Origin of the sequence: Pseudomonas sp. LG1E9, assembly GCF_003290225.1 — a bacterium.
In the GTDB taxonomy this organism is placed as follows: Bacteria; Pseudomonadota; Gammaproteobacteria; order Pseudomonadales; family Pseudomonadaceae; genus Aquipseudomonas; species Aquipseudomonas cyclaminis.
On the sequence record NZ_CP029983.1, the window covers coordinates 1939627 to 1962869 of the forward strand.

13 protein-coding genes and 1 pseudogene are annotated in these 23243 nt (G+C 57.9%); 11 read left to right on the top strand and 3 right to left on the bottom strand.

Annotated features, from left to right (window positions below):
- The first annotated feature begins 61 nt into the window (after positions 1-61).
- From DNK50_RS29445 to DNK50_RS09110, 4 genes are all read left to right on the top strand, one after another.
- Complete coding sequence (locus DNK50_RS29445) at positions 62-814, top strand: hypothetical protein (protein ID WP_371929479.1); 753 nt, start codon at positions 62-64, stop codon at positions 812-814.
- Between the two features lie 36 nt (positions 815-850).
- On the top strand, positions 851-2086 hold the full coding sequence (locus DNK50_RS09100; protein WP_112193660.1) for a hypothetical protein: 1236 nt from the start codon (positions 851-853) through the stop codon (positions 2084-2086).
- A gap of 61 nt (positions 2087-2147) precedes the next feature.
- Positions 2148-2909: a molecular chaperone gene (locus DNK50_RS09105; protein WP_112193662.1), complete on the top strand. Its 762-nt coding sequence runs from the start codon at positions 2148-2150 to the stop codon at positions 2907-2909.
- Positions 2910-2914: 5 nt separating this feature from the next.
- On the top strand, positions 2915-3397 hold the full coding sequence (locus tag DNK50_RS09110) for a CS1 type fimbrial major subunit (protein ID WP_099583549.1): 483 nt from the start codon (positions 2915-2917) through the stop codon (positions 3395-3397).
- Positions 3398-3463: 66 nt separating this feature from the next.
- Here DNK50_RS09110 and DNK50_RS09115 read toward each other — a convergent pair whose 3' ends face one another.
- Positions 3464-6559 (bottom strand): transglycosylase domain-containing protein, encoded by a 3096-nt coding sequence (locus DNK50_RS09115; RefSeq protein ID WP_112193663.1) that lies wholly within the window; start codon positions 6557-6559, stop codon positions 3464-3466.
- 184 nt (positions 6560-6743) lie between these two features.
- On the opposite strand from DNK50_RS09115, the gene DNK50_RS09120 reads away from it, so the two are divergent.
- Both DNK50_RS09120 and DNK50_RS09125 read left to right on the top strand, forming a co-directional pair.
- The gene (locus tag DNK50_RS09120; protein WP_112193665.1) at positions 6744-11366 is read left to right on the top strand and encodes a hypothetical protein; all 4623 of its coding nucleotides are present in this window, start codon (positions 6744-6746) and stop codon (positions 11364-11366) included.
- Positions 11367-11634: 268 nt separating this feature from the next.
- Positions 11635-13047, top strand: a complete 1413-nt coding sequence (locus tag DNK50_RS09125) for an amino acid permease (protein ID WP_099583520.1) — start codon at positions 11635-11637, stop codon at positions 13045-13047.
- A 47-nt stretch (positions 13048-13094) separates the two neighbouring features.
- On the opposite strand, the gene DNK50_RS09130 is transcribed toward DNK50_RS09125, so the two are convergent.
- Complete coding sequence (locus tag DNK50_RS09130; RefSeq protein WP_099583519.1) at positions 13095-14219, bottom strand: OpgC family protein; 1125 nt, start codon at positions 14217-14219, stop codon at positions 13095-13097.
- 228 nt (positions 14220-14447) lie between these two features.
- Positions 14448-15335, bottom strand: a pseudogene (locus DNK50_RS09135) (glutamate synthase-related protein); the annotation flags it as partial.
- 41 nt (positions 15336-15376) lie between these two features.
- On the opposite strand from DNK50_RS09135, the gene DNK50_RS09140 reads away from it, so the two are divergent.
- From DNK50_RS09140 to DNK50_RS09160, 5 genes are all read left to right on the top strand, one after another.
- On the top strand, positions 15377-17407 hold the full coding sequence (locus tag DNK50_RS09140; protein WP_112193667.1) for a hypothetical protein: 2031 nt from the start codon (positions 15377-15379) through the stop codon (positions 17405-17407).
- A gap of 4 nt (positions 17408-17411) precedes the next feature.
- On the top strand, positions 17412-19481 hold the full coding sequence (locus DNK50_RS09145; protein ID WP_112193669.1) for a site-specific integrase: 2070 nt from the start codon (positions 17412-17414) through the stop codon (positions 19479-19481).
- The gene (locus tag DNK50_RS09150) at positions 19478-20398 is read left to right on the top strand and encodes an AAA family ATPase (protein ID WP_112193671.1); all 921 of its coding nucleotides are present in this window, start codon (positions 19478-19480) and stop codon (positions 20396-20398) included. The genes DNK50_RS09145 and DNK50_RS09150 overlap by 4 nt, the downstream gene beginning before the upstream one ends.
- A gap of 240 nt (positions 20399-20638) precedes the next feature.
- Positions 20639-21640, top strand: coding sequence for a site-specific integrase (locus DNK50_RS09155; RefSeq protein WP_162633366.1), 1002 nt, complete (start codon positions 20639-20641; stop codon positions 21638-21640).
- 125 nt (positions 21641-21765) lie between these two features.
- Positions 21766-22725, top strand: a complete 960-nt coding sequence (locus tag DNK50_RS09160; RefSeq protein WP_112193675.1) for a hypothetical protein — start codon at positions 21766-21768, stop codon at positions 22723-22725.
- The last annotated feature ends 518 nt before the right edge of the window (positions 22726-23243 follow it).

Below are 23243 nucleotides of genomic sequence, written 5' to 3' on the forward strand. Positions count from 1 at the left end.
TGCCTGGGCCCGGCCTGGGGCTAGCTGGCAATCGATGTGGCAATCGGCACCTGCCCCCTGCATGAGTACCAATTTCCTGGCGGCGGGTGCCTCTTATGCCCAGTTTTTCTGGTTGATGCCCGAGGGGGCCGGGGCTTGTGCAAGAACGCCGTCGCTGACGATTCCTTACTTCCGTTGGAGTGGCATTGACTATGTATATGAACTGCGTACCCCCAATCCGTTGAGCATGCGCGCCGGTGAGTACCGTGGCTCGCTGTCTTACTCCATTGGGCGGGGGATGGACTTTGATATGGGGGATGCGCTGATCCCGAGTATCGACACGGTAGCCCTCAACTTTGTCCTGAGCGTGGAACACGCCCTCAAAGTCGACATCCCCCCCGGCGGCAACCGCATCGAACTGATCCCCGAAGGCGGTTGGCAAGCCTGGCTCAATCGTGGCCGCACACCGGCCCGGTTGTACCGCGACCAAACCTTCAAGATCGGCGCCAGTTCGCGTTTCAAGATGCAGTTGGAGTGCTCGATTGTCATGGGCAACACCTGTGGCTTGCGCAACGGCACCGGCGATGAAGTGCCGGTGCAGGTGGCCGTGACCCTGCCCGGCGGCATCGACGGCCAGGGCGACCAGGCGGTGCGCAGGCGCCCGCTGCGCCTGGATGGCAGCGGTACCGAACTGTTCCAGCCGCTGTTCTACGTCAACGACCGGCCCGGCACCCTGCACTTTGAAGTGTTGCGTGACGACATGGCCGAAATGCTCAATCGGCCGGGCAGTACCTACTCAGGTGTGGTGACCGTGATTTGGGATTCGCAGGTCTAGAGCGGCCACGATCAATCAATGACGAGACAACTCACGATGAAACGCAGCAACACATGGATCAAGCAATTGGGGGGCATCGGCGCAGCGCTGTTGTTCAGTACATCAGCGGTCGGTATCACCCGGGAAATCACGGCGGTATTCAGGCCGGACCCAGCTAACCCGATGCAGAACAAATTCGAAAACACCACGCCTCTGAGCACGGTCTGCGCAAACCATATGCCCTCCCGCTGCAAGCAATTGAATATTTTCAGTCTCAGGGCGCCTGAGTTCCGGGCGAGAACGAATGCGCCGGTTTTGGCCAATCATGAGGATGAGCGGCAAGGGTTTATGGTGAAGGTGCCATCCGACTGGCGGGACTTACAGGTCACACATGTCATGACCGGTGAGACCGAAACAGTCCAGATGCGTATGGCCGGTATCGGTACGCCATGGGACGTTCCACGTCCTCCAGGAGTCAGCGCATGGGCGCGGCCGGGTCAGTCATGGCAGTCAGTATGGGCGAACGCTCCGAGCCCATGTGTAAGTACCGGCTTCCTGGTGGCCAGCACTAATGCTGCTGCCTATTTTTGGCTGGTGCCCGAAGGTGCGGGAGCGTGCAGCCGAAAAACTGCGCAGGATCTTTCTTATATAAACCTTGCACAGATGGAGTACGCCTACGAAATCAAGACCCCTAACCCATTGGGTATGTCTTCGGGGCTGTACCGAGGAAGCCTCACCTATTCGATGGGCCCCGGCGCGGACTTTGATTTTGGCGATGTGGTCATTCCCGTGCAGAACGCTATTACGTTCAACTTTGCCTTGAGTGTCGAGCACTCCCTCAGGGTCGACATCCCGCCCGGCGGCAATCGCATCGAACTGATCCCCGAAGGTGGTTGGCAAGCCTGGCTCAATCGCGGCCGCACACCGGCCCGGTTGTACCGCGATCAAACCTTCAGGATCGCCGCCAGTTCGCGTTTCAAGATGCAGTTGGAGTGCTCGATTGTCATGGGCAACACCTGCGGCTTGCGCAACGGCACTGGTGATGAAGTGCCGGTGCAGGTGGCCGTGACCCTGCCCGGCGGCATCGACGGCCAGGGCGACCAGGCGGTGCGCAGACGCCCGCTGCGCCTGGATGGCAGCGGTACCGAACTGTTCCAGCCGCTGTTCTACGTCAACGACCGGCCCGGCACCCTGCACTTTGAAGTGTTGCGTGACGATATGGGCGAAATGCTCAAGCAGCCGGGCAGTACCTACTCAGGTGTAGCGACCGTGATGTGGGATTCACAAATTTAGGTCGGCCCCGCAACAACGGCGGGCCAGGCCCGCCGCATTCAATCAATGAGGTGGAGTAAACATGAAGCGTGCAGTGTTATGGATCGGGTTGTGCCTGTTGTCGCTCACGGCCCATGCCGGGCCGCAGATCAATGTCGGGGTGGTGTACGACTACCTGGAGGGTGAGCGCAGCTCATACCTCAAGCGTGTGTTCAACGGCGGCACCAGCACCGCGTTCGTCAAGGTCAATGTGCTGGAGATTGTCTACAACGAGGACGGCACCTCTAAAGAGGTACCGGTTGGTTCGCAGGTGGACGATAAAGGCGTGACCACCAACCGCGATGGCCTGATGGCCAGCCCGGCGCGCTTGATCGTGCCGGTGAACGGGCGCCAGGGCACACGGCTGTTGTACATGGGCGCGCGGGACAAGGAGCGCTATTTCCGCCTGCGCTTTATCCCCGTGGTGCCGGAAAAAGACGACAACTTCGGGATCAGCTCTGAGGAACAGGCCGAATACAAGGATGACCTGGCTGCCGGGATCAACGTGATGACCGGCTACGGCACGGTGTTTTTCGTGCGCCCCAAGGACACCCGCTTTGATACCCAGATCAATGAAACCCCGGATGAGTACCGACTGCGCAACGCCGGTAACAGTGTGGTGGTGCTGGACGAGTTTCATGACTGTTCGGCGAGCAATGCCACCGACTGCGTGCCGACTACCAAGCACCACATCCTGCCGGGACGCCAGTTGAAATTCGAGAAAAAACCGGGCCGGCGCTACAACTTCGTATTGGTTGAAGGGCAGGGCAAAAAACCGCTGAAGTTCGAAAAACGTAACGGGTGATCATGATGTTCAAGCAACTGACAAGACTCGCTGTGCTGGCCGCCTTGACGGTGGTTGGCACACATGCCGGAGCGATTCAGGAGCGCCATTCCTTTGATGTGTCGGTGACGATCCCGGTCCACGAGGCTTATGTACTGCCATCGGAGCCCGACTGGATGGGCCAGGACCAATTGCTCGCCTGGAACCTGGTGACCTCTGAACTCAGTCGCCTGCGCAAGAACTTCGACGTGAAAAATATCAACGGCGGCGTTGCAGCCCGCTTGGGGGCTGAGCCTTACCTGTTCAATGGGCGCAACCGCATCGACTTGCAAGTGCTGTTCAACCGGGTGCCCTTGACCCTGGACGCCACTGAAGTGGTCAATGCCGATGACGCCCGCGTAGGGCGCCGTGCCGAATTGGACATCGCCGCGATCAAGCCCGAAGGCGGCTACCGGGGCGGGGATTATTACGGCACGGTGCATCTGGTGTTCGATTTCCTGGCGCCGTAATTAAACAACGCTTAAAGGCTGACACAGAACCCTGTGGTGAGCGGGCTTGCTCGGCTACTGTGACGTTTATTGTGTCGTGGATACTTGGCACAAGGTCTGCCCGCCGGGTTGCAGATAAGGTGTCAGCCAGGGGGCCATGCCCTTGAGGACCTGTACGGGCAGTGCGGAGGTGAAGGTGAACTGTTGCGCCGAACTGCCCGGCACAAACGCGGTCAGCGTGCCGAAGTGCTCCTCGCCGATGTAGAACACGAAGGTGGCGGTGCGGTTGATCGATTTGGAACTGAGCAGGCGCCCGCCGGCACCGATGGCTTCTATGCGGTTGTCACCGGTGCCGGTCTTGCCGCCCATGATCAGCGGCGTGCCGTCCGCCAGTTTGAAACTGCCGGCCACGCGTTTGGCGGTGCCGTCGTCCACCACTTGGGACAAGGTCGAGCGCAAGGCGCTGGCGACTTCACTGGGCATCACCCGTTTGCCCTTGTCGGGGTTGTTCACCAGGCGGGTGTCATAAGGCGTGCCAGCGGCGAAATGCAGGCTGTCGATACGCACGGTCGGTTGGCGCACGCCATCGTTGAGGATGATTCCCACCAATTCCGCGAGGGCTGCGGGCCTGTCGCCCGAACTGCCAATGGCGGTGGCCAGGGACGGTACCAAGTGGTCGAAGGGATAGCCGACGGCTTGCCAGCGTTGATGAATGTCGAGGAAGGCTTCGATCTCCAGCATGGTGCGGATGCGGCTGTCGCGGGCGCTTTTGTGGCGGCTTTTGAACAGCCAACCGTAGACTTCCTGACGCTCGTGCTCGCTGGCGGCGACGGCCTGGGTGAAGGTGGCGTCGGGGTGGTTGAGCAGGTACCCGAGCAGCCACAGGTCCAATGGATGGACCTTGGCGATATAGCCTTGATCCGGCAGGTCGTAGGCGCCGGGGCCGTAGTCGTTATAGAGCTTGGCCAAGCGTTCGTCGGTGAGTTTTTCCGGGGCTTTGGTGGGCAGATGGGCGCGCACGAATCGGTTGAAACTGTCCTGATTGGCCTGCGGTAGCAGGTATCGGTGCACCGCCGCCAGGCGCATGGCGGTGGGGTGCATGCTGTCGAGGAAGGTGTCGAGCCGGGCCTGGGTGTCTTTATTGCGGTAGCGCTTCCAGAACCGCAGCAGGAAAGTGGTGCCCTCGCGGTCGGCGAACTGGGCCAGGTATTCCTGGCGACGCGGGTCGTTGTCATCCTTGAGCAGCTCGGCGCTGTTGTTGGGGCCTTGATAGGTGCTGTAGCGCACCAGGTCACGCATCAGGCGAATGAACGGCAGGTTGATCGACTCACGCAGGGCCTCACGCAAGGTGGGGTTGCGCCCGTTGTCTTCGTTGCGAAAGTTATTGAAGTGATGCAGGCCGCCGCCGGTAAAAAAGCGCTCGCCGGGGCTGGCCGAATACTGCCGGTTGAGCGCCGCATCGAGCATCTTCGGCAGGCTGCGGTCGCTGTTTTGCGCCAGGTAATCTACGGCCCAGCGCGATAGGCGATCCTGCTCGTCGACGCTGACGGTTTTCAGCGCGGCGGGGGTCTGGTCGGCATAACGGTCGTGCAGCTCGCTGATGATTTGCAGGTAGGTGGTGAGCACCCGCAGCTTGGCGGTGGAGCCCAGTTCCAGCTTGCTGCCTTCGTTGATGTCGAAGGGTTGGTCGGTGTTGTCAGTTTGTACCCGTACCCGTGCGCCGTCGGCGGTCATCTCATAGAGGGTGAAGCTGTAGCGCACTTGCGAGGTGCTGGCGGGCGTCAGCAGGCGCGGGCCGAGCAGGCCGATCTGGCCGGCGAAGGCGGGATCTGCCAGGTGCTTGAGGTAGGCCGTGGCCTGGTTTTGCAGATCGTCCTGCAAGGTCGTGGTGGCGGTCAGGTCAAGGCGGTCCAGGTCGTACAGCGGGCGGTTGAGCAGGGCGGCCAGGCGACTGCGGGCGACGCTGATGCCTTTGTTGGTTTCAATCGGTTGCAGCGTCGGCTGTTGCTGCCAGTCGCGATAACTCACCCGGCTTGCCAGGGCGGCGTCCGCCAAGGCCGGTTCGATGACGTTGTTCTGCGTCAGCAGGCGGATATGGCTGTCGGTCAGGGTTTCCAGTTCGGCGTGGCCTTTGGACAGGTAATGGGAAGGCCGACGCTGGGCGATCATCAACGACAACACCTCACGCAGCGCCACGCCTTTTTGCGCGAGGTGTTGCGCGGAGTTGTCGGCGAGCAGCGCGTTGGTGCGGTTGAAGTCGGCGCCGTACCACACCCGCAGGCCTTCGGCCATACCATGTACTTCGCCGTGGCCGGGCACGGCGGACAACGGCACGCTGTTGAGGTAGTCGCGCACAATGTTCTGGCGTGCCTGCAAGGTCTGCGGGCCGTCCTGATACGCGCGCACGCTGGCGGAAAACATCTGGCGCAGTTTCTCGCCGCCGGACAACGTCAGGCCGTCGGGCGAGTGGCGGTATTTTTCCAACTGGGTGGCCAGGGTGCTGCCGCCCGCCGTCTGCCCCGGCAAATGCAGCAGCTTGGCCACTTGTGACCAGGCTGCCTTGGCGAAACGCGGCCAGTCCACCGCCGGGTTGGCTTCAGGTTGCGCCGGGTCGAGCAGGTCGCGGTTTTCGATGAACAGCAGGCTGTTGACCACCACCGGCGGGATCGCGGCGAAGTCCTGATACGACTGGTGTGGATAGGTGAAGCGGTACAGCGGCTCGGCTCGGCAGTCGCTGATCGACAGGCCCGCCTGGATTTTCTCGGCATAGGGCACGAACAGGCCCCGCTCGGTGTACGCCATCAACGGCGCTGAGAACCGTGCCTGACGATCAATCAGGTAATTGCGCTTGAGCAGGCGCGGCAGGAATTCATCCAGGTCGCTGTAGCCCAGGCGTTTGTCGAAGGGGCCTTCACCGGGATAGACCATGGCATCGCTGGGGCCGGGCTCCAGCGTGTAGCCGAGCGTCGCGGCCAGGTGACTCAGTTGCTGCGCCTGCCAATGCGACGTGCGCATTTCGCGCAGGGCGGCGTAACCCGCAGCGATCAGCGCGATTACCAGCAGCAGCCACACCATTCGCCACCGATACAACGGCTTGCGGGGGCGTCGTGGCAATGGCTGTTCATCCAGGCTGTCGGCGGGAGCCGCAGCCTTGGTCGAATCGGTTTGCCATAAAGCGCCCATAGTCGATTGATCCATCCCGGCAGATTGATCGGACTTGATTGAAGCTTAGACGCTGATTGGCGCAGCCGAGAAAATTGTCGGCGTGGACGGCGCTATCCGGCTACCACAGTCGGGGCGACGGTCTTCCTTAACGTACAGGGTTTATCGGACCCAACTCCGGGGCCGTCATAAGGAAGCCCACCCCATGCCGGAAACACCTTCATTACGTCGCGGCCACATCAAGCAAGTCGTCAGTCTGTTTTCTGACGCCCCAACACTGCGGGAGGTGGCGATCGAGCAGGTACAGGCCACGCTGGATCGACAGTTTGGCAGCTGCAACTTTCTCGCCGAGCGGGTCGCCATCGGCACCCCAACCCAAACCGACCAGCACCGCTACAGCCGCCTTGCGGACGAGGTCGTGCTGCGCCTCACCAGCGCACGGCCAGTGCGGTATGTCGAGGGTTACGATCAAGTCTTCTTGCACCAGCGCGAAGTCTATGTAAAGGGTGGCCCGCCATTGGCGGACATTGAAAACCTCGTCAACCAACTCGGGCCGGACCTGTTGGACGCCTGGCTTGCACGACTGCAGGGCTGGTGGCGTGAGACGCTGCCGGTGAACATGACGCGATGGGGCTATCTGTCCGACGATTGCCTGGCGTTGCTGTATGACAGCTCGCCACCACCGGGCATGGATGCGCAGCAATTCGCCAAGGTTTTTCCAGTCACGGAATTACGTGCCACTCGTCCTGATCGGCAATGGAGCCTTCACGGCGCTTCGTTGCAGGTCTGGACCGTACACGTCCGGCCCAAGGGCACGCTGCAGACTGCGCAAATGCTGCCGCTGTTGATCCTCGACCATCGGTTGTTCGGCGCCGAGTTGCGTACGTTGTTGCTGTTCAGCCTGGCGACGGGCGTTCAGCCGCTTACGCGCCTGGAGGACATCGAGGCGTTGATCCCCGACTACCTGAACGAGCGTCTGGCCGGTCAGGCGCTCGAATGGTTTGTTCAGGAGCCTTGGGGCGATCCGTTCGACGCCCTGGCCGCCAGCTATGCCGAACGCCAGCGGGCGGATGTGTTGGCCATCGACTGCACCGTGCCGCGTACGCCCAGCCAATTCCAGCAGATGCTCGACTATGTGACGGACCCTATGCGTTGGTTCGAATCAGTGCTGACGCCGTTTCAGCAACGGCTGCAGGACCAACTGCCGCTGTGGCTGATCCATGCGTCGACGGCAGACAGCCTGGCCTACGCCCGCGCGCTTGAGGTTCTGGTCGTGGCGCAGGCTTCGGCGGGCGGGCGGACTTTTCTTGACGGCATCGCGCCGATTCGGACCTTCGCCGCGCGAGCCCTGACGCAGTGCCTGCACAAGGAGCGCAGGGCCAACGGGGTCGAGCCGGATGACATCAAGCTGACCTACCGGATTGTGACCGCAGCCATGACGCCGGGCGGCTTTGCCAGCGGTGACGTGCGTCACGTGACCCTGAGCCTTACGGACTTGGCCCTGGAGAATCTCGGTGGTTTCCCTCATTTGCCATCAGCGATCACCCTCAAGGGCAATCCCGCGCCTGCCTGGCTGACGGCGACGTTGCTGAAGGGCTGCGTGACCGAAGTGGATATTGGCCAGGCGTACCCGCAGTTGCTCAAGGACACATTGATAGACGATGGCGCCGAACGGTTGCGCCGCGAAGCGTTGTTTATCCAGCAAGTGCGCGCCCAATTGCCGCTGCTGGCGGTGCAGATGAAGATCAACGCCGAGAACGGCATGACCGAGGCCGGGTATCGCCTGGTGCAGGCCGCCGTGACGCAGCAACCTGAGGCGGCGTTATGGCCGTTGGCATTCAGCGCCACGCCCACGTCCACCCCGGACACGGTGGTGAATATGTATGTGATTGGCGCCCGGCGTTCCGAGTTGGGGCCGCACGTGCTCTACCAACCGTTGTTCAGCCCCTGCCTGCGAGAGTTTTCATCCGCCCAAGCCTTGTTCGAGGCGATCAAGGCACCGGGACCCTTGCAGGACCTGGTGCTGGCCTGGCTGCCTGCGACGCGCCGGGCGGTGTATGCCAATGGCGGTTTTCAGGAGCCGCATGTGCGGCACTTTCTGGCCGGCGATGAGTTCAGCACCCCCGAGCGCCCGGCGCCGGCTCAACTGAGCAAATCCCTGGAGAGCGGTGACCCGTTGCCTCAGGTGTTCGCCGCCACGGTTCAGGCGCTGGTCAGCCTGGCGCAGCGCCAGTCGGTGTCCAACGCCGAGCAGCGTTGGATGACGTTGAAAGAAGGTGGGTGGTTGCTGTTCAACAGCGTTTTGCCCTTTGTCAGGGGGCCGGTGGCGCTGGCGGGGTGGATGGTTCAGGTGATGGACAGTGTCTATCAGGACGTGCACGCCATCAGCAGCGATGACGCGGCAGCCCAGGCCCAAGGGGTCATGGACCTGTTGACCAACCTGGTGTTGGTTCTGGCGCATCGGGCGTCGCCCCACGAATGGCCATCGACGCTGGCGTTGCAACATCCGGCCTTCGAGCCGACACCGCCAAGAGTTGCGCCGACGACCGTGGTCCGCGGCCCGCTCGACGTGCCCTTGCGCTCGCCCAGTGGCTGGAGCAATGCACGCGACACCCTCACGCCGCCCCTGCAAGCCCGGCTCGAACGGCTGAGCCTGAGGGCACTGCCCTTGTCTGAGCGATTGCCGGGGGCGCAGGTCGGCGGGCGGCTCGATGGGGTGTTGTTCAACGCCGCCGCACAACCGCCGCAGTGGCAGGTGCCGGTGCGCGGCCATGTGTACCGGGTCAAGGTCACTGATAACAGTGTGCGGGTGATCAGTGCCGATGGTCGCGAGCTGGGGCCATGGCTCAGGTTGTTGGACACTCGCGTCTGGGACGTGGATTTGCGCCTGCGCCTGCTGGGAGGGCAGGCTGACAAGCCGGTGGCTGTGCCGGACACGGCGTCGCGCTACGAGCAACTGGAGCGGGAGTACCGTCAATACACTCAGCGTCGGGAAGCGGCGAATCGTGCAATGACCGTGGCTCGTCAGCTGAAATCCAGTGCCGACCCGCGCATCACCGAGCAGCAGCGCGCCACAGCCGCCGACCGATATGCTCAAGAGCTGCGAAACAAGCTGGACGCTTCATTGCTGGAGTTGCAGAGCCTCAAAGACTTGCGCGCCCTCAAGCCACGCCCGGGCTATGAAGCTGAATTGTCGACGTCGCTTGAGGGGCTGATTCGTAACCTGTGGCAGTTGCAGTCGCTGGCCCGTGATACGACCGCCGCTATCAATGCCAGGATCTTGTCGCTGCTGGACCAGGTGCAGTTCGAGACAGCGGAGGAGGCCCTGTCGGATATCAATCAACAGGCTCACCGCACCTTGGGTGAGTGTATGCGACAGGTGGCAGACAGCAATGAAAATGCCATCGACTTGCGCGTCCGAGAACTCGATTTCCTGCAGGAATTGAAGCGCGTACCCAAGTACGGGGAGAACAAGGTCCGCGCGTTGCTGTTGGACCAGCCGACAGGCCCGACGGTACTGGAGTTGCAGTCATTGCAGGTGACGACCCTGTGGGCGGTGGCGCTCAAGGCCGAAGGGCCGAGTCTGGACGATGATTTCTTCCAAAGCCTGGATGACACGGTTCATCGCGCACGCTGGGCCAGCAGTTCCCTGGCGCAACTGGACGAGCTGGCGCCCCATAGCCCGCAGTTGCGTATCGAGTTGTTGGAGAGCTTCAGCCGCGTCTACGCGCTGACCGATGACCGCATCGAATTCTGGCGAGCGATGGAGCCAGACAAATTCCACCTGGGCTACCTGGATAAATTGCAACGCTTGTTCACTCAACTGCACGCGCAAACCGAGCGTCAATTGGCCGCCGCCCTGACCACCGCGAGCCCTGAGCCGGTCGCTGCCTCGGCCCCTGCTGCCGCCCCTCGTGCGGTACGCAAAAGCATCATCCGCACCCGCAACCAGGACATGTATGTCGCCCGCCTCACGCTGGCGACGGACGAACAGCCGGTCGAGCTGGCCGAGGTGATGGATAACCAGGACACCGTGATCGCTTCGTTTACCCACGCCGCCGATGGGGTGTGGGAGCCCGTCACCAAGCCTGCTCCCAAAGGCGCTGCCCCGCTGCCCAACCTCAACCGTTTGATTGAACAGGGCAAGGCGTTGCAGGGGGCAGTGGAGCAGGCAATTGCCGAAGTGCTGAAAATGGCGCGCAACGCCAACGAGCCCCAGTCGCTGCAGGACATTCTGGAGCAGCGCGCCGAAACGTTGCGCCAGTGTGCCGACGCCATCCACCAACGCCTGCAGCACACCGAGCCGGCCCCCCTGGCGGCTACCCAACAGGCTCGGGCCAGAACCGTGGCCGACGAGTTGCGAGCTGGGGCCAGTCGTTTGTCGGAGCAGGGTTTGCGGGCCCGCCTGAATGCCATCAAGGCGCGTGCGCCCACTCAGTCGGGCCTGGAAGTGCTGGTCAGCCACCGTGAGGCGCGCATTTTGCGCCAAGGCGGGCGGATCGCGCTGGCCGCCAACGCCAATGATTGGTTGCAGACCTATGTGGTGATGGATGTGCACACGCGGCAGGCCTTGTGCTACGGGCACTTTCACTATGAGCGCCAGACCGGACCGGACGATCATTTCACCGCTGCGCACCTCAAGACACCGGCGCAGCATCGCATGGGCAAACAGACCCAGGCACAGGCCCAGGCTCAGGCTTTTGCCCGCATTCAGGCCGGGCAAGGCGGGCGGGCGGTGCAGACACTGGAGATTCATCGCGGCGAGATCAACCTGAGAATGGCGCGCAAGTTGTTTTTCGACGCGCCGTTGTGGACGCAGGAGTGGTAGGCGCAGGCGTGTATTTGCGTGAAATGGCGCACCATTGCTGTGCGATACTCCAACTGTGCAATCGGATTTAGACGGGAACTCCCGCTGAATATTGCCATTTATAGAGTGAAAATCACTGGGTTGAGCTTTTTATACTGCACTCCCTGATCTGGCCCGGCCAGACCGGTTTACCCAAGAAGTGAACCGGGAACCGTACCTCATGACAGACCCGTCGCGAGGTATCGGAGTCGCAGGCTCATATCCAATAACAAGACGAGGTTGTATCCCTATGCCAGTCGGCAATCACCTGCCCCAGGGCGAGACCGCTTCGGGCGGCCCGCTCAAACGCGAACTGGGCGAGCGGCATATTCGCCTGATGGCGCTCGGCGCCTGTATCGGTGTCGGCCTGTTCCTCGGTTCGGCCAAGGCCATCGAAATGGCCGGTCCGGCCATCATGCTCTCCTACATCATCGGTGGCCTGGCCATCCTGGTGATCATGCGCGCCCTTGGCGAGATGGCCGTGCACAATCCGGTGGCCGGCTCCTTCAGTCGCTATGCACAGGATTACCTCGGCCCGTTGGCGGGTTTTCTGACCGGCTGGAATTACTGGTTCCTGTGGCTGGTGACCTGCGTGGCGGAGATCACCGCCGTGGCGGTGTACATGGGCGTGTGGTTCCCCGATACGCCGCGCTGGATCTGGGCCCTGGCGGCCCTGATCAGCATGGGCACCATCAACCTGATCGCGGTCAAGGCCTTCGGTGAGTTCGAATTCTGGTTCGCGTTGATCAAGATCGTCACCATCATTGCGATGGTGATCGGCGGCGTGGGCATCATCGCGTTCGGTTTTGGCAACGATGGCGTGGCGTTGGGGATTTCCAACCTGTGGGCCCACGGCGGCTTCATGCCCAATGGTGTGCAGGGTGTGCTGATGTCCCTGCAAATGGTGATGTTCGCCTACCTGGGTGTGGAGATGATCGGCCTCACCGCCGGTGAAGCGAAGAACCCGCAGAAGACCATTCCCAATGCCATCGGCTCGGTGTTCTGGCGCATTCTGTTGTTCTACGTCGGCGCGCTGTTTGTGATTCTGTCGATCTACCCATGGAACGAAATCGGCACCCAGGGCAGCCCGTTTGTGATGACCTTTGAGCGCCTGGGCATCAAGACCGCTGCCGGCATCATCAACTTCGTGGTGATCACAGCGGCGCTGTCGTCGTGCAACGGCGGCATCTTCAGCACCGGGCGCATGCTCTACAGCCTGGCGCAGAACGGCCAGGCACCGGCCGCGTTCGGCACCACCTCCAGCAACGGCGTTCCGCGCAAGGCGCTGCTGTTGTCCATCGGCGCGTTGTTGCTGGGCGTGTTGCTCAACTACCTGGTGCCGGAAAAAGTCTTCGTCTGGGTGACCTCCATTGCCACCTTTGGCGCGATCTGGACCTGGGTGATGATCCTGCTGGCCCAGCTCAAGTTCCGTAAGAGCCTGAGCCCGGCCGAACAGAAAAACCTCAAGTACCGCATGTGGCTGTACCCGGTCAGTTCGTACCTGGCACTGGCCTTCCTGGTATTGGTGGTGGGCTTGATGGCGTACTTCCCGGACACGCGCATTGCACTGTATGTGGGGCCGGTGTTCCTGGTGCTGCTGACGGTGTTGTTCTATGTGTTCAAGTTGCAGCCGACGAACGCGGCGGTGCGTTCAGCGGCCTGATAGCCAGACGGACAACAAAAAGCCCCTTGATCGGGGCTTTTTGTTTTTCAGGCCTGGGCCATTTTTGTAGATTGGTTCAGGCGTTTGTTGAACTCCAGCCAGGCTCCCAGCAAGGCCATCAAGGCAGTGCCTGCCAGAGCGGTCAAAATCTGCATGGCGAACGCATCGCCGGCCATGGCGTTGACCATGTCCGCCAACGGTGCCAGCAACACGCCGAGGCAGAACACTTCCAGAGAGTAACGGCCCATGCGGCAGGTTTGTTGCGCCAGCCAGTTTTGCGTCCAGCCGCGGCCCGGCAGCAGTTTGGCGGTGACGTAGGCCAGGGCCAGGAAGTGCAGCAACCGCACCGGCGACAGGTCGGTCTTGCTGATGGGGTACAGCAAGTCACTGAGGGCCGATGGCATCCACGCGTCATGGATCTCGGGCCAGCGCCACGACAGGGTGATTACGCCAGCGGCCAGCACATAGGCGGCTGCGGCGAGGAATAACGGCTGCCGGGATAAGGCCTGGTTTTGCAGCGGGCGTGGCCGGCTGGCATGAATCGCCGCTGCGCCGCCGAGCACGAACAGCAACTGCCAGGTGACCGGGTTGAAGTACCACACGCCGTCGGCAATCGCCCGCAGGTTCCAGCCCATCCACGGCGCCAGCAGGTACACCGTCATCGACGCGCCCACCACCAGCCAGGTCTGGCGCAGCAACAACGGCAGCACCAGCGACAGGCCGGCCAGCAGCACGATATACAACGGCAACGGGTCCATCAGGTTGGGCTTGAAGCGCAGCAGCAACTCATCGGTCAGCGCCTGCTGCGGGTGGGTGACGAAGTGCGTCAGGCCCATCTCTTCGACGAGGTCGCGGGTTTCCACATGGCTGTTGGCGAAGAACACGATGCCCATCAGCATCGCCAGCAAAAAGATATGCACCACGTACAACACCCAGGTCCGGCGCAGGATCTTCAGGCCAGCCATCCAGTAACCCTCGCGCTGCAGGACCTTGCCGTAGGCCAGCACCGAAGCATAGCCGGCCAGGAATACGAACACTTCGGCGGCATCGCTGAAGCCGATGTTGCGCAAGGTGATTTGACCGAGGGGGTTGTGGGGGACGTGATCCCAGAAAATGAAGATCAACGCCAGGCCCCGAAAAAAATCGATGCGCGGGTCGCGTCCGTTCAGCATGGCAGCGGGCTCTTGAACAAGTAGGTTTATTAAGGACAGGCAGGCGGCGGTGATGTCGTACGCCGTGCGTCGGGCGGGCGCAGGTTGGCGGTATTTGTAAGCAATTGCAAAGGTTGGGTATTACTGAATGTCTCAATTGCGCGCACGACCTTAACGGCATGTGAATCTCCTTGTTTCAACGATGCCGTCGATGGTCCGGTTCAGCAGAGGGGGGTTAGAACGCGTCCATCAGGCGACTGCTGACTCATGCGGCTCAAAACTGTCCGCCCGCGCCATCTGCCACATACGTGAATAAAACTCGCCGTTCACTTCACCGGTGAGCAATTCACCCGGCTTGAGGAACACATGCAGTTGCGAGAACAACTTGATCTCGGTCGCTGACATGCGTCGCACCAAATGCTTGGCTGACAGCTGCGACGGATGATCCAGGCCCGCCGCCGCGAGCATTTCTGCCAACGCCTTGAGGGTGTTGCGGTGGAAGTTGAACACGCGCTGGGCTTTGTCCGGCACCACCAGGGCGCGTTGGCGCAATGGGTCCTGGGTGGCGACGCCGGTCGGGCATTTGTTGGTGTGGCAGCTTTGCGACTGGATGCAGCCGATGGCGAACATAAAGCCGCGCGCCGAGTTGGCCCAGTCGGCGCCGATGGCCAGGACGCTGGCGATGTCGAAGGCGCTGACGATCTTGCCGCTGGCGCCGAGCTTGATCTTGTCGCGTAGGTTCAAGCCCACCAAGGTGTTGTGTACAAACAACAGGCCTTCACGCAGCGGCACGCCGATATGGTCGGTGAACTCCACGGGCGCGGCGCCGGTACCGCCTTCCTTGCCGTCGACCACGATAAAGTCGGGCAGGATGCCGGTCTCCAACATGGCCTTGGCGATGCCCATGAATTCCCACGGATGGCCCAGGCAGAACTTGAAACCTACCGGCTTACCGCCAGACAGTTCGCGCAGCTGGGCGATGAACTGCATCAGTTCGATGGGCGTGGAAAACGCGCTGTGGCGCGACGGTGAAACGCAGTCTTCGCCCATCAGGATGCCACGGGTTTCGGCGATTTCTTTCGTCACTTTATGCTTGGGCAGGATCCCGCCATGGCCAGGTTTGGCACCCTGGCTCATAAACTTATGTACTATAGGTTTGTTGATCTAGGGAGCTTCAGATGGGCCGCAAACGTACACAGCACAACGTTCAAAAAGTCATTGATGAGGAGGGGAGTCTTCACTCTCTAGATCTGAAGGAAGAGGATGGTCTGTACCCGTTTTCCAAGGTCTGGCGCTGGCGGCCTCAATCAGGGAAGAGGAGTGGAGAACTCGTATCTCTCACCATCGACTCCCTGAGTGCTTCGCCACATGAACTATTCACGCTTGGGAATCGTCATCGTGTTTTCTACTCCGAACACAAAGACGAGTTCTCTTGGGCAGTCAATGCCATGGGGCGTGGTTTGAAAACCGTATGCTTCGAAAGCCGCTGCTCTAAGGCTGAGGGTTCTTACAAGCGAAACGCCGTCGGGATGTTCTTTGAGTTCTGTCGACGGAAGCAGGTACAGCTCAATGGCCCGGAAGATCTGAACTTCCTTCTCATGTGCGAGTGGAGAGCAGACATGCGTTTGGTGGACATGGACAGCCGGTATAAGGCATCAATGTTCCGTCGTTGCAGCATAGTCATTGAGCGAATCATGGGCACCACCTTAATGCCCAACACTTTTGTCCTCCCAGTTTATACGGCAGATGCTCCTGAAGCGTTGGCACCTTACAGTGATGCGGTGATGTATCAGCTAATAAGTGCTGTCACCTCTGACATTGAAGCGTTGATGAATAATGCCAAAGAGTTTTCCCAGATCATGGAAGATCCTTACGGTAATGCGAATTACGCTCTGCATGATGAGTACTTAGGCCGGGTATTTGATGTGTACCGCAATGAGCTTTCATTTCGCGCTAGCGACGTGAACCTCACTTCGTTTGCTTCTGCCCAATACCAATTGGATTTGTCAGGGTGGGACTGGGACTCTACTTATCAATCAGTGTTTGAAGCATCTTTTCCCTATATGTGTCCAAACCCGAAATTACCCGGTACCTATCATTTGATGAGTCTGGCTGAGAGGGAGGTTCCAAGCAGGGAGTCGTTGTTTCCATTTCTTATTTTTCTCTTGATTTTCTCAGGTAAAAATTTAGAGGTCGTAATGACGTGGAAGCGTCGTTACACAGTCAAGGGTTTCACCATTTCTCCGCTTGACTGGAAAGATCCATTTGATCCAAATAAGTGCAGGTTACGGGGGTACAAAGGTCGTGGCAAAGGACTCGGTGTAATTGAAATTGATGATACCTACATCACTATTTCAGATGAGGGCATCTATCCTATTTTATCGTTCTTGCTGTGGTATACGGAGCCTTTGTCGGCGATGGCAAGTTCGAAATCGGCTGACTCTCTTTGGCTGTACTTTCGTAACGATAAGGCCTGGGATTACCGTCAGGAAGGCATCTTCAACTTCGACGCGAAGACATTCCTCAAGCGCCATGAAATTTGGGATCTGAAGACAGATGCCTCTGGCAACCTCACAAAGGAGCGTGTTACGAACCTCGACTCCCGTCGGTTCCGGAAGGTGTTTGCTGACAAGGAGCTGATGAAGGCCATTGGTGAGTCCCGAAACCACCAGGAGCTTCACGCGACCCTGTCGAATGCTTTGAACCACAAGAGTTTTGATACCACATTGGGCAGCTACCTCGCCCAAGGTGCATCCCGAAGGATCACCGATATCGCGATCTTTACCCTTCAGCACAAGTACCTTGAGGAGGCTCGCAAATTCCGAGGAGTCATGCTGAGCGACTCTGAGCAATCGGCATCCACAGATGTGGCGGGTTTCTACGCGTCATGCGCTGACCCTACCGAGCCAGATTTTGAAGGTGCCATGGTAGCGACTGGCTCAAGCTGCCACGAATACGACATGTGCATGGGATGTAGCCAGAGTCGGGTGTTCGAACAGCACCTGCCGAGGATTGCCACCCGGATCCTCCAGTATGAATCGCTGCGACCCACCATGAGCGGCGAGCGCTGGGAGACTGAGTACGGACGCAAGCATGCCCGCGCTCACGACCTGCTAACGAAATGGTCAGACCACGACGCTGTTGCTGAGGCCTGGGCATCTGCAAATAGCGGCGCTGTATTTCTGCCGGCAATAATCGTTCTAGGATAACTATATGTCGACCAAAACTAACATCACCACCCGAGCCAATATTTCTAGCGGCGCCAATAACAGCAGTAGTCATTCGGCCCACAGCAACGGAAATTTTGACTCAGCCCCAGTAGATTACTGGGAGCTGCTCAATGATGAGTTGGAACGGTTGAAAAACACGTCTGTAAGCCAAGCGAGTTTCTTCTGGCAGAATACTTGGGATTTTCGTAAGGAGGGCTTGGGGTATTTAATCAATTTCGAATCGATAGTCGGCTCCTCAGCACGTACCCACTTCCCTCTCGTGATGGTGTTGAAATTGATCGCGTTCTGCCTATTGGGTCGCCATGCCATCACAGAGCGCAGTCCACGTACCGTGTACAACATTTTTTCTTCGGCGAAAGAGGTTGTGGCTTGGCTTGGTGAACACGGTTGCTTGGTCGCTCAGCATGATGGCGGATATTTCAAATTGCCAAGAGAGCTGGCGCAGGATCAGTTTCAGGATGTCCTCAATGCAATCAGTTCTTCAGGATTCCATGACAACACCAAGTGGGACAAGGTGCGATTACTTTCCGAGTGGTGGAAGCTATCAATAGGAGACGGTTTGCTGCCCTCATTCTTGAGACTGGCTAGCGATCCATTTGATGGCAAGCGTCTTGTCGATTTCAAGGACTTTGAGCCTGATGAAGAGCTTGCTTTGCCGGAGGATGTTTCTGGTTGGCAGGCCATTCCCTTGGAGTATGCTTTCCCGATAGCAAATGCTGCTTTGGAATATGTGGAGAAGTATTCCGCGCCACTAATACAGTTTTACCAGGTCATTTACGAAGGGATCGTTCAACACAATTCTGGCAGCATCGTGACCAAAGGGCGTCTTGAGAAAACTTGCGTTGCACGCGGAATTAGCTTCGAAGAGTTGAGCCATGGTTTGCCATTCAAGTTTGAGTTTAGCCGATATGCTGCCCCGTCCTATCCCGATAAGTTCACCTACCGGCTCGATCGGAAAGATGCTGAGCGAAGCCTGTCTCACATAAAAAGGGCGGCGATCACCATCATTCTTTTCACCACGGGGATGAGAAGTTGGGAGATCCGAAATCTCAGGGTTGGGTGCTGTGTACCCGATCTGACGATGGGCGTTGAGGACTTCTACCGGCTGACAGTGACTGTCCGTAAAACGAGCAGGGAGTACGAGCAGGGGCAGGTCATTTCGATTCCAGTACCCAAAACTACCTACCAGGCTGTGAAGGTTTTGGAAGCGCTCGGAACGCTGAAACGTCGTGAGGATTACCTCCTCACGCCACTCCAGTCTAATGAAAAATCTGACCATGTGAGTGGTCAACTTAACACTCAGAGCCTCGTCAACTACGTCAAAGCGTTTGCGCGTGATATCGGTGTCGACTATGAGCCGCACCCGCATCAGTTTCGCAAAACCATCGCCGGCTGGTTTGTCATGAATAGCCCTGTTCTGGGGCCATTGCTGGTCATGCGCTTGTTTTCCCACCGCTCGATGAACATGACGGAAATGTACCTGCGAAACAATCCATTGATCGTTGAGGCGCGCCAAGAGGTCTTGGTCGAGCAATCTCTCAAGATTGTGAATTCAATCGGGAGGTCGGCTCAGGATGGAAAGCTCGCTGGCGGAGCGGGCGAGCGCCTGAAGTCGGGGATTCAGCAAGATCCCATTTTCGAGGGGATCACGGGTGATGAGCTCGGCGCGACGATGCGAGAGTACCTGCGCGAACGTGCAATGCACGGCTCCATGCATTTTCTGCTCACACCATTGTCGATCTGCGCGTTCGACCCTAATGACGAGACCGAGAAGCCATGCGTCAATTTGATCCCAGCCATCCAGCTCGATGAGATAACGGCCAGTCCGCATCACGCTGGAGGCTTGCCGTTCGTAAGCAAATGCGTCGGGGCGAAATGTGACCATTGCCTTATCACGCAATTCGAGTCTCAGGCCCTGGAGCAATCGATGGGCTTCTATAAGTCGCTTATCGCCGGAGCCATTGACGAGGACTACGCCCAGAATCTGCATATCATGGCATCCGCGCGGGAGTTCGTTGAACTCTACACTCCCATCCTGGAGTCGGTGAAATGATGAATAACAGAAATCGTCTGGCAGAGGCTCGTGCTGCTTTCGAGCAGATGAAAATCGAGTTTCAGTCAACTGGCGCGAAAGTGACGATTTCTTCGATAGCTCAGCGAGCCAACATCGATAGAAAGTACCTGTACGGTAAAATCAACACTCCGGACAAAGAGACCATTAAACAGTGGGTGCAGCTCGGCGAGGAAATCACCTCATTCCGCAAGCTTCAGAAAAATCCTGGTCAGGAGATCGGCGAGGTTCCGGTAGCAACCAAGCTACACAATGCGCTCATTGAAAATTACAGCTTGCTTGAGAATGTTAGGGATCTTAAGCACATCAAAGAGCGCCTACAGATGCTGTTGTCTGCTAGTCAGAAGAAGGTTGATGAGCTGGAAGATCGCACGCGTAGGCTTGAGGCTAAGTCTGTACAGCTCCAAGAGGCAGCTCCTGTGATCGTCAACCTTCAGAGCAAGCCTCTGATAATCAGTCCCGATGCCGAGCGGCATGGGAACGATCAGCTCTCGCTGAAAAAAGCTTGGGTTCAAGCGCTCAACCATGTGCGGGATGCACTGACTAGGCCGGTGGACAAGACACTATTCATTACCATTGGTGCTCCTGCGAGTGGGAAGTCTACCTGGTGCAGAAGCTTCAGCGGCAGTCGTGGATTCACGATTTTGTTTGATGCGTGCAACCTCACGCAAAGTGATCGCTATGAGCTTCTGGATCTTGCTCGGCAGTATGAGAAGACCAAGGTGGTCGCGGTAGTTTTCTGTGCTGAGCTGAAAACACTTGAATCCCGAAACAGGACACGAGAAGAGGTCAGACGGGTGCCAGTCACCAAACTGCGTGCCATGCATAGGTCTGTCGAGCATCCATCACTTGTTGGAAGTGATGAATCATTCGACGAAATCATTATGCTACGCGTATGAGAGGTGCCCATGTACGTTGAATCTGTCACGCACACAGATGGGACGCCCATCCCACACATCAATGGTGTGCTGCACTATCCGTTGGCCCACTACCTCGTTCACCTGCGAAAGACGTCAATGAGACGAGGAGGGCGTCGAGAGCCAACAACGATAGTCAACAATTTCAAACATCTGAAAATCTGGTTCGATTGCTGCGCGGACATGGGAGTGCGATTCGATGAGGCAACGTACGAAGTGCACATGGCTGCTTTCAAGAGGGCTTTGAAGGACAGTGGCGTGCTGTCTCAATCTATCAATGCCTACTACCGCTCGTGGCGAGCTTTCTATGACTGGTGTGAAGAAGCCACGATCGTCTGCATGATTGAGTTTCCGCCAAAAATCCAAGGGCCCTCAAACTACCATTCCAGTAAATCTATCGTTGCTCCATCCAGGCACACGGGCAGGGCTGACAGATCAGACCCAGGGTTGGAGCCAGAGGTGCATATCCTAGATTACAAGGATGTCGTTCTCAGCAATGATGAATACGCAGGGCTGTCAGCTGCGTTGACTGAAATTGACCCAGTTTACGATCTCATCGCCTTCATGATGGTGACTACCGGGCTGCGTATCGGAGGTGTTGTTCAGGTGCCTTTAGGTAGCGATACAAGAAACCCCGGATGGCTTCGCTATCCCGAATTGAAAGCGATGGGCGTAACGTTCCAGAAGCTCACCTATATGCCGAAAGGCAAAAAGCATTTGTTGAGGTGTTCAGTCCTTACTGAGTCTCTCAAGCGCCTACATACCGAATACATTGCTGGGCATCGCAAGGAGCGTCTCAAGCTCTTCGCTAAACGGTTCCCAGGTGAGACTGCCCCGTTGTGGCTGACTGCCGTGGGTAAACCAGTCGAGTTTCACGATATCTGGAGAGCATTCAGGGATGCCTCCAGCGTGGTAGGTAGACGGATCACTCCTCATCACCTGCGCCATACCTATGCGACTTATGTGGTCTACCACTACTTCAAAGCTCATGGCTTGAAGCCCAATCTGGCGTATGCTCACGACATTCATGAAGCCCTGAGAATCCAGCTTGGCCATATGGACATAGAGGTCACCAAACGATACATCCGCACCGTTATTCGAACCGAGGCTGATGCTTGGTTACCTGTTCTGACCCCCCATGTTGACCAGGTCGTACAGGAGAACATGCCCGCTCATGTGCTCGCTTCTGTGGTCAGGTTCTTCGAGTCTAAACCGGCTCATTAGACTCAATAATCGTGAGCGGTCGTTGTTCATCACATTCGTCTTTTGGCCGACAGTCGAAACCACTCCCCGGATGCTATTCAAGTGTAAGCTAAAGTTACAGTACTTAACCATACGAATAAGGTTCTATGACTCGTTACCTCGACACAATTCCTGAGCCATGGTCTGTCGACGATATTCGATCTGCAATCATGCATAAGTTTACTGATGCTCGGCTTTCAATCGAGGAGACTGAAGGAGGGCAGCTGTGGCAAGCAGTGAAGGAGCTGGATGATACGGTCTGGATCTTTCAGAGTAGTGCGGAAGATCTGTTCAGAATTATTAGTTTGTTTGCGCAGAAAACACAAGAGCCTGGCTTCTGGGATTTGACGAATAGAACGAATGCAGAGCATTTCACTAGAGAGGTGAAGAGAAAGCTCTTTTATACCACGACCTCTGTTATGGCTTTGGTTGAGGTCTCAAGAGTGTTTGAAAAGAAATATCCCGTGGGGGGCTTTACTGATAAGTTGGTTTCTTGTTTTTCAACGCCCGGCTTGCATAAATTCCTTCAAGACCTACGCAATTACAACTCTCACTGGCGGATTGCTGAGGCCAACTGGAGGATTGACTACGATTTTGAGAAAGGGAGTCGCGTCACTCGATTCGTGGTAACCCGCGATAATCTCCTTGCATGGGGTAGATGGACATCTGAGGCTAGGGCATTTATCGAAAGTTCAGATAACTATGTTGATGTTGGCGCTGCTTTAGCTGAGTACGCTAAGCAGGTGAAGGCTTTCTACGAGTGGCATAAAGGTTTAGTGCTCGTTAATTATGCTGAGACTTTGACGCGCTATTTTGACTACAAGCGAACTCATGATGGTCTGAATCGGAGGATGAGTTGGAATGCGATATTGGGTCACGTACCTCAAGGTCTTAACCCATTTCAATACTTGGCGCGTTATTTGACGACAGAGCAGATTGAAAAAATAATGTCATTTGAACTTGGAAGTGAAGCCCAGATTCAAGCCTTGATTTCCACTTTGGACATGGAAAGGTTTTGCGATGCTCAACTGATGGATAAAGTGAGGAAGTTATTTCAGTGCCTGTGATGCTATAGAGTCAAGAATTATGCCCCCCCCCAAAAAAAGCTATTAGTGGAGAGAGAGTGCGCGGGCTCGGCGCAGCGGACGAATAGTTGGGGTACTTTTCAAACGATGCTCACCACAAGCTGGCCCTGACGCCAGGTAATCTCTTGCATCTCTCACCTGAATTATCAGCAGTTCACGAAAAGCAAAAAAGCGTGGGAGATTCTATGGCTCCCGCCTGCTGAGAAGCGGATTCGATTGTGTAATTTTGTCGGCCTCGCGCCCCTGGCGCACCCCTTTCAATTGCTTGAGCATTATTATCTTTGAAGACACCATTACTTGGGGGCTGCCACGCTCTAGCCTGGTTATTAAATGGTAACGAGGGGGCCAACCGGGGGGCGGAGTTACTAACGTCCCAGCCGTGCGCGCCGGGAGGCTGAGGCGATGGGAAGCCGCACTCCGCCGGATTCCCCTTCCTCTTCGTCCCTGATGCTACCGTCACGGCGTCGGGATGAAGAACGCTTTTACAACAGGCGTCACGG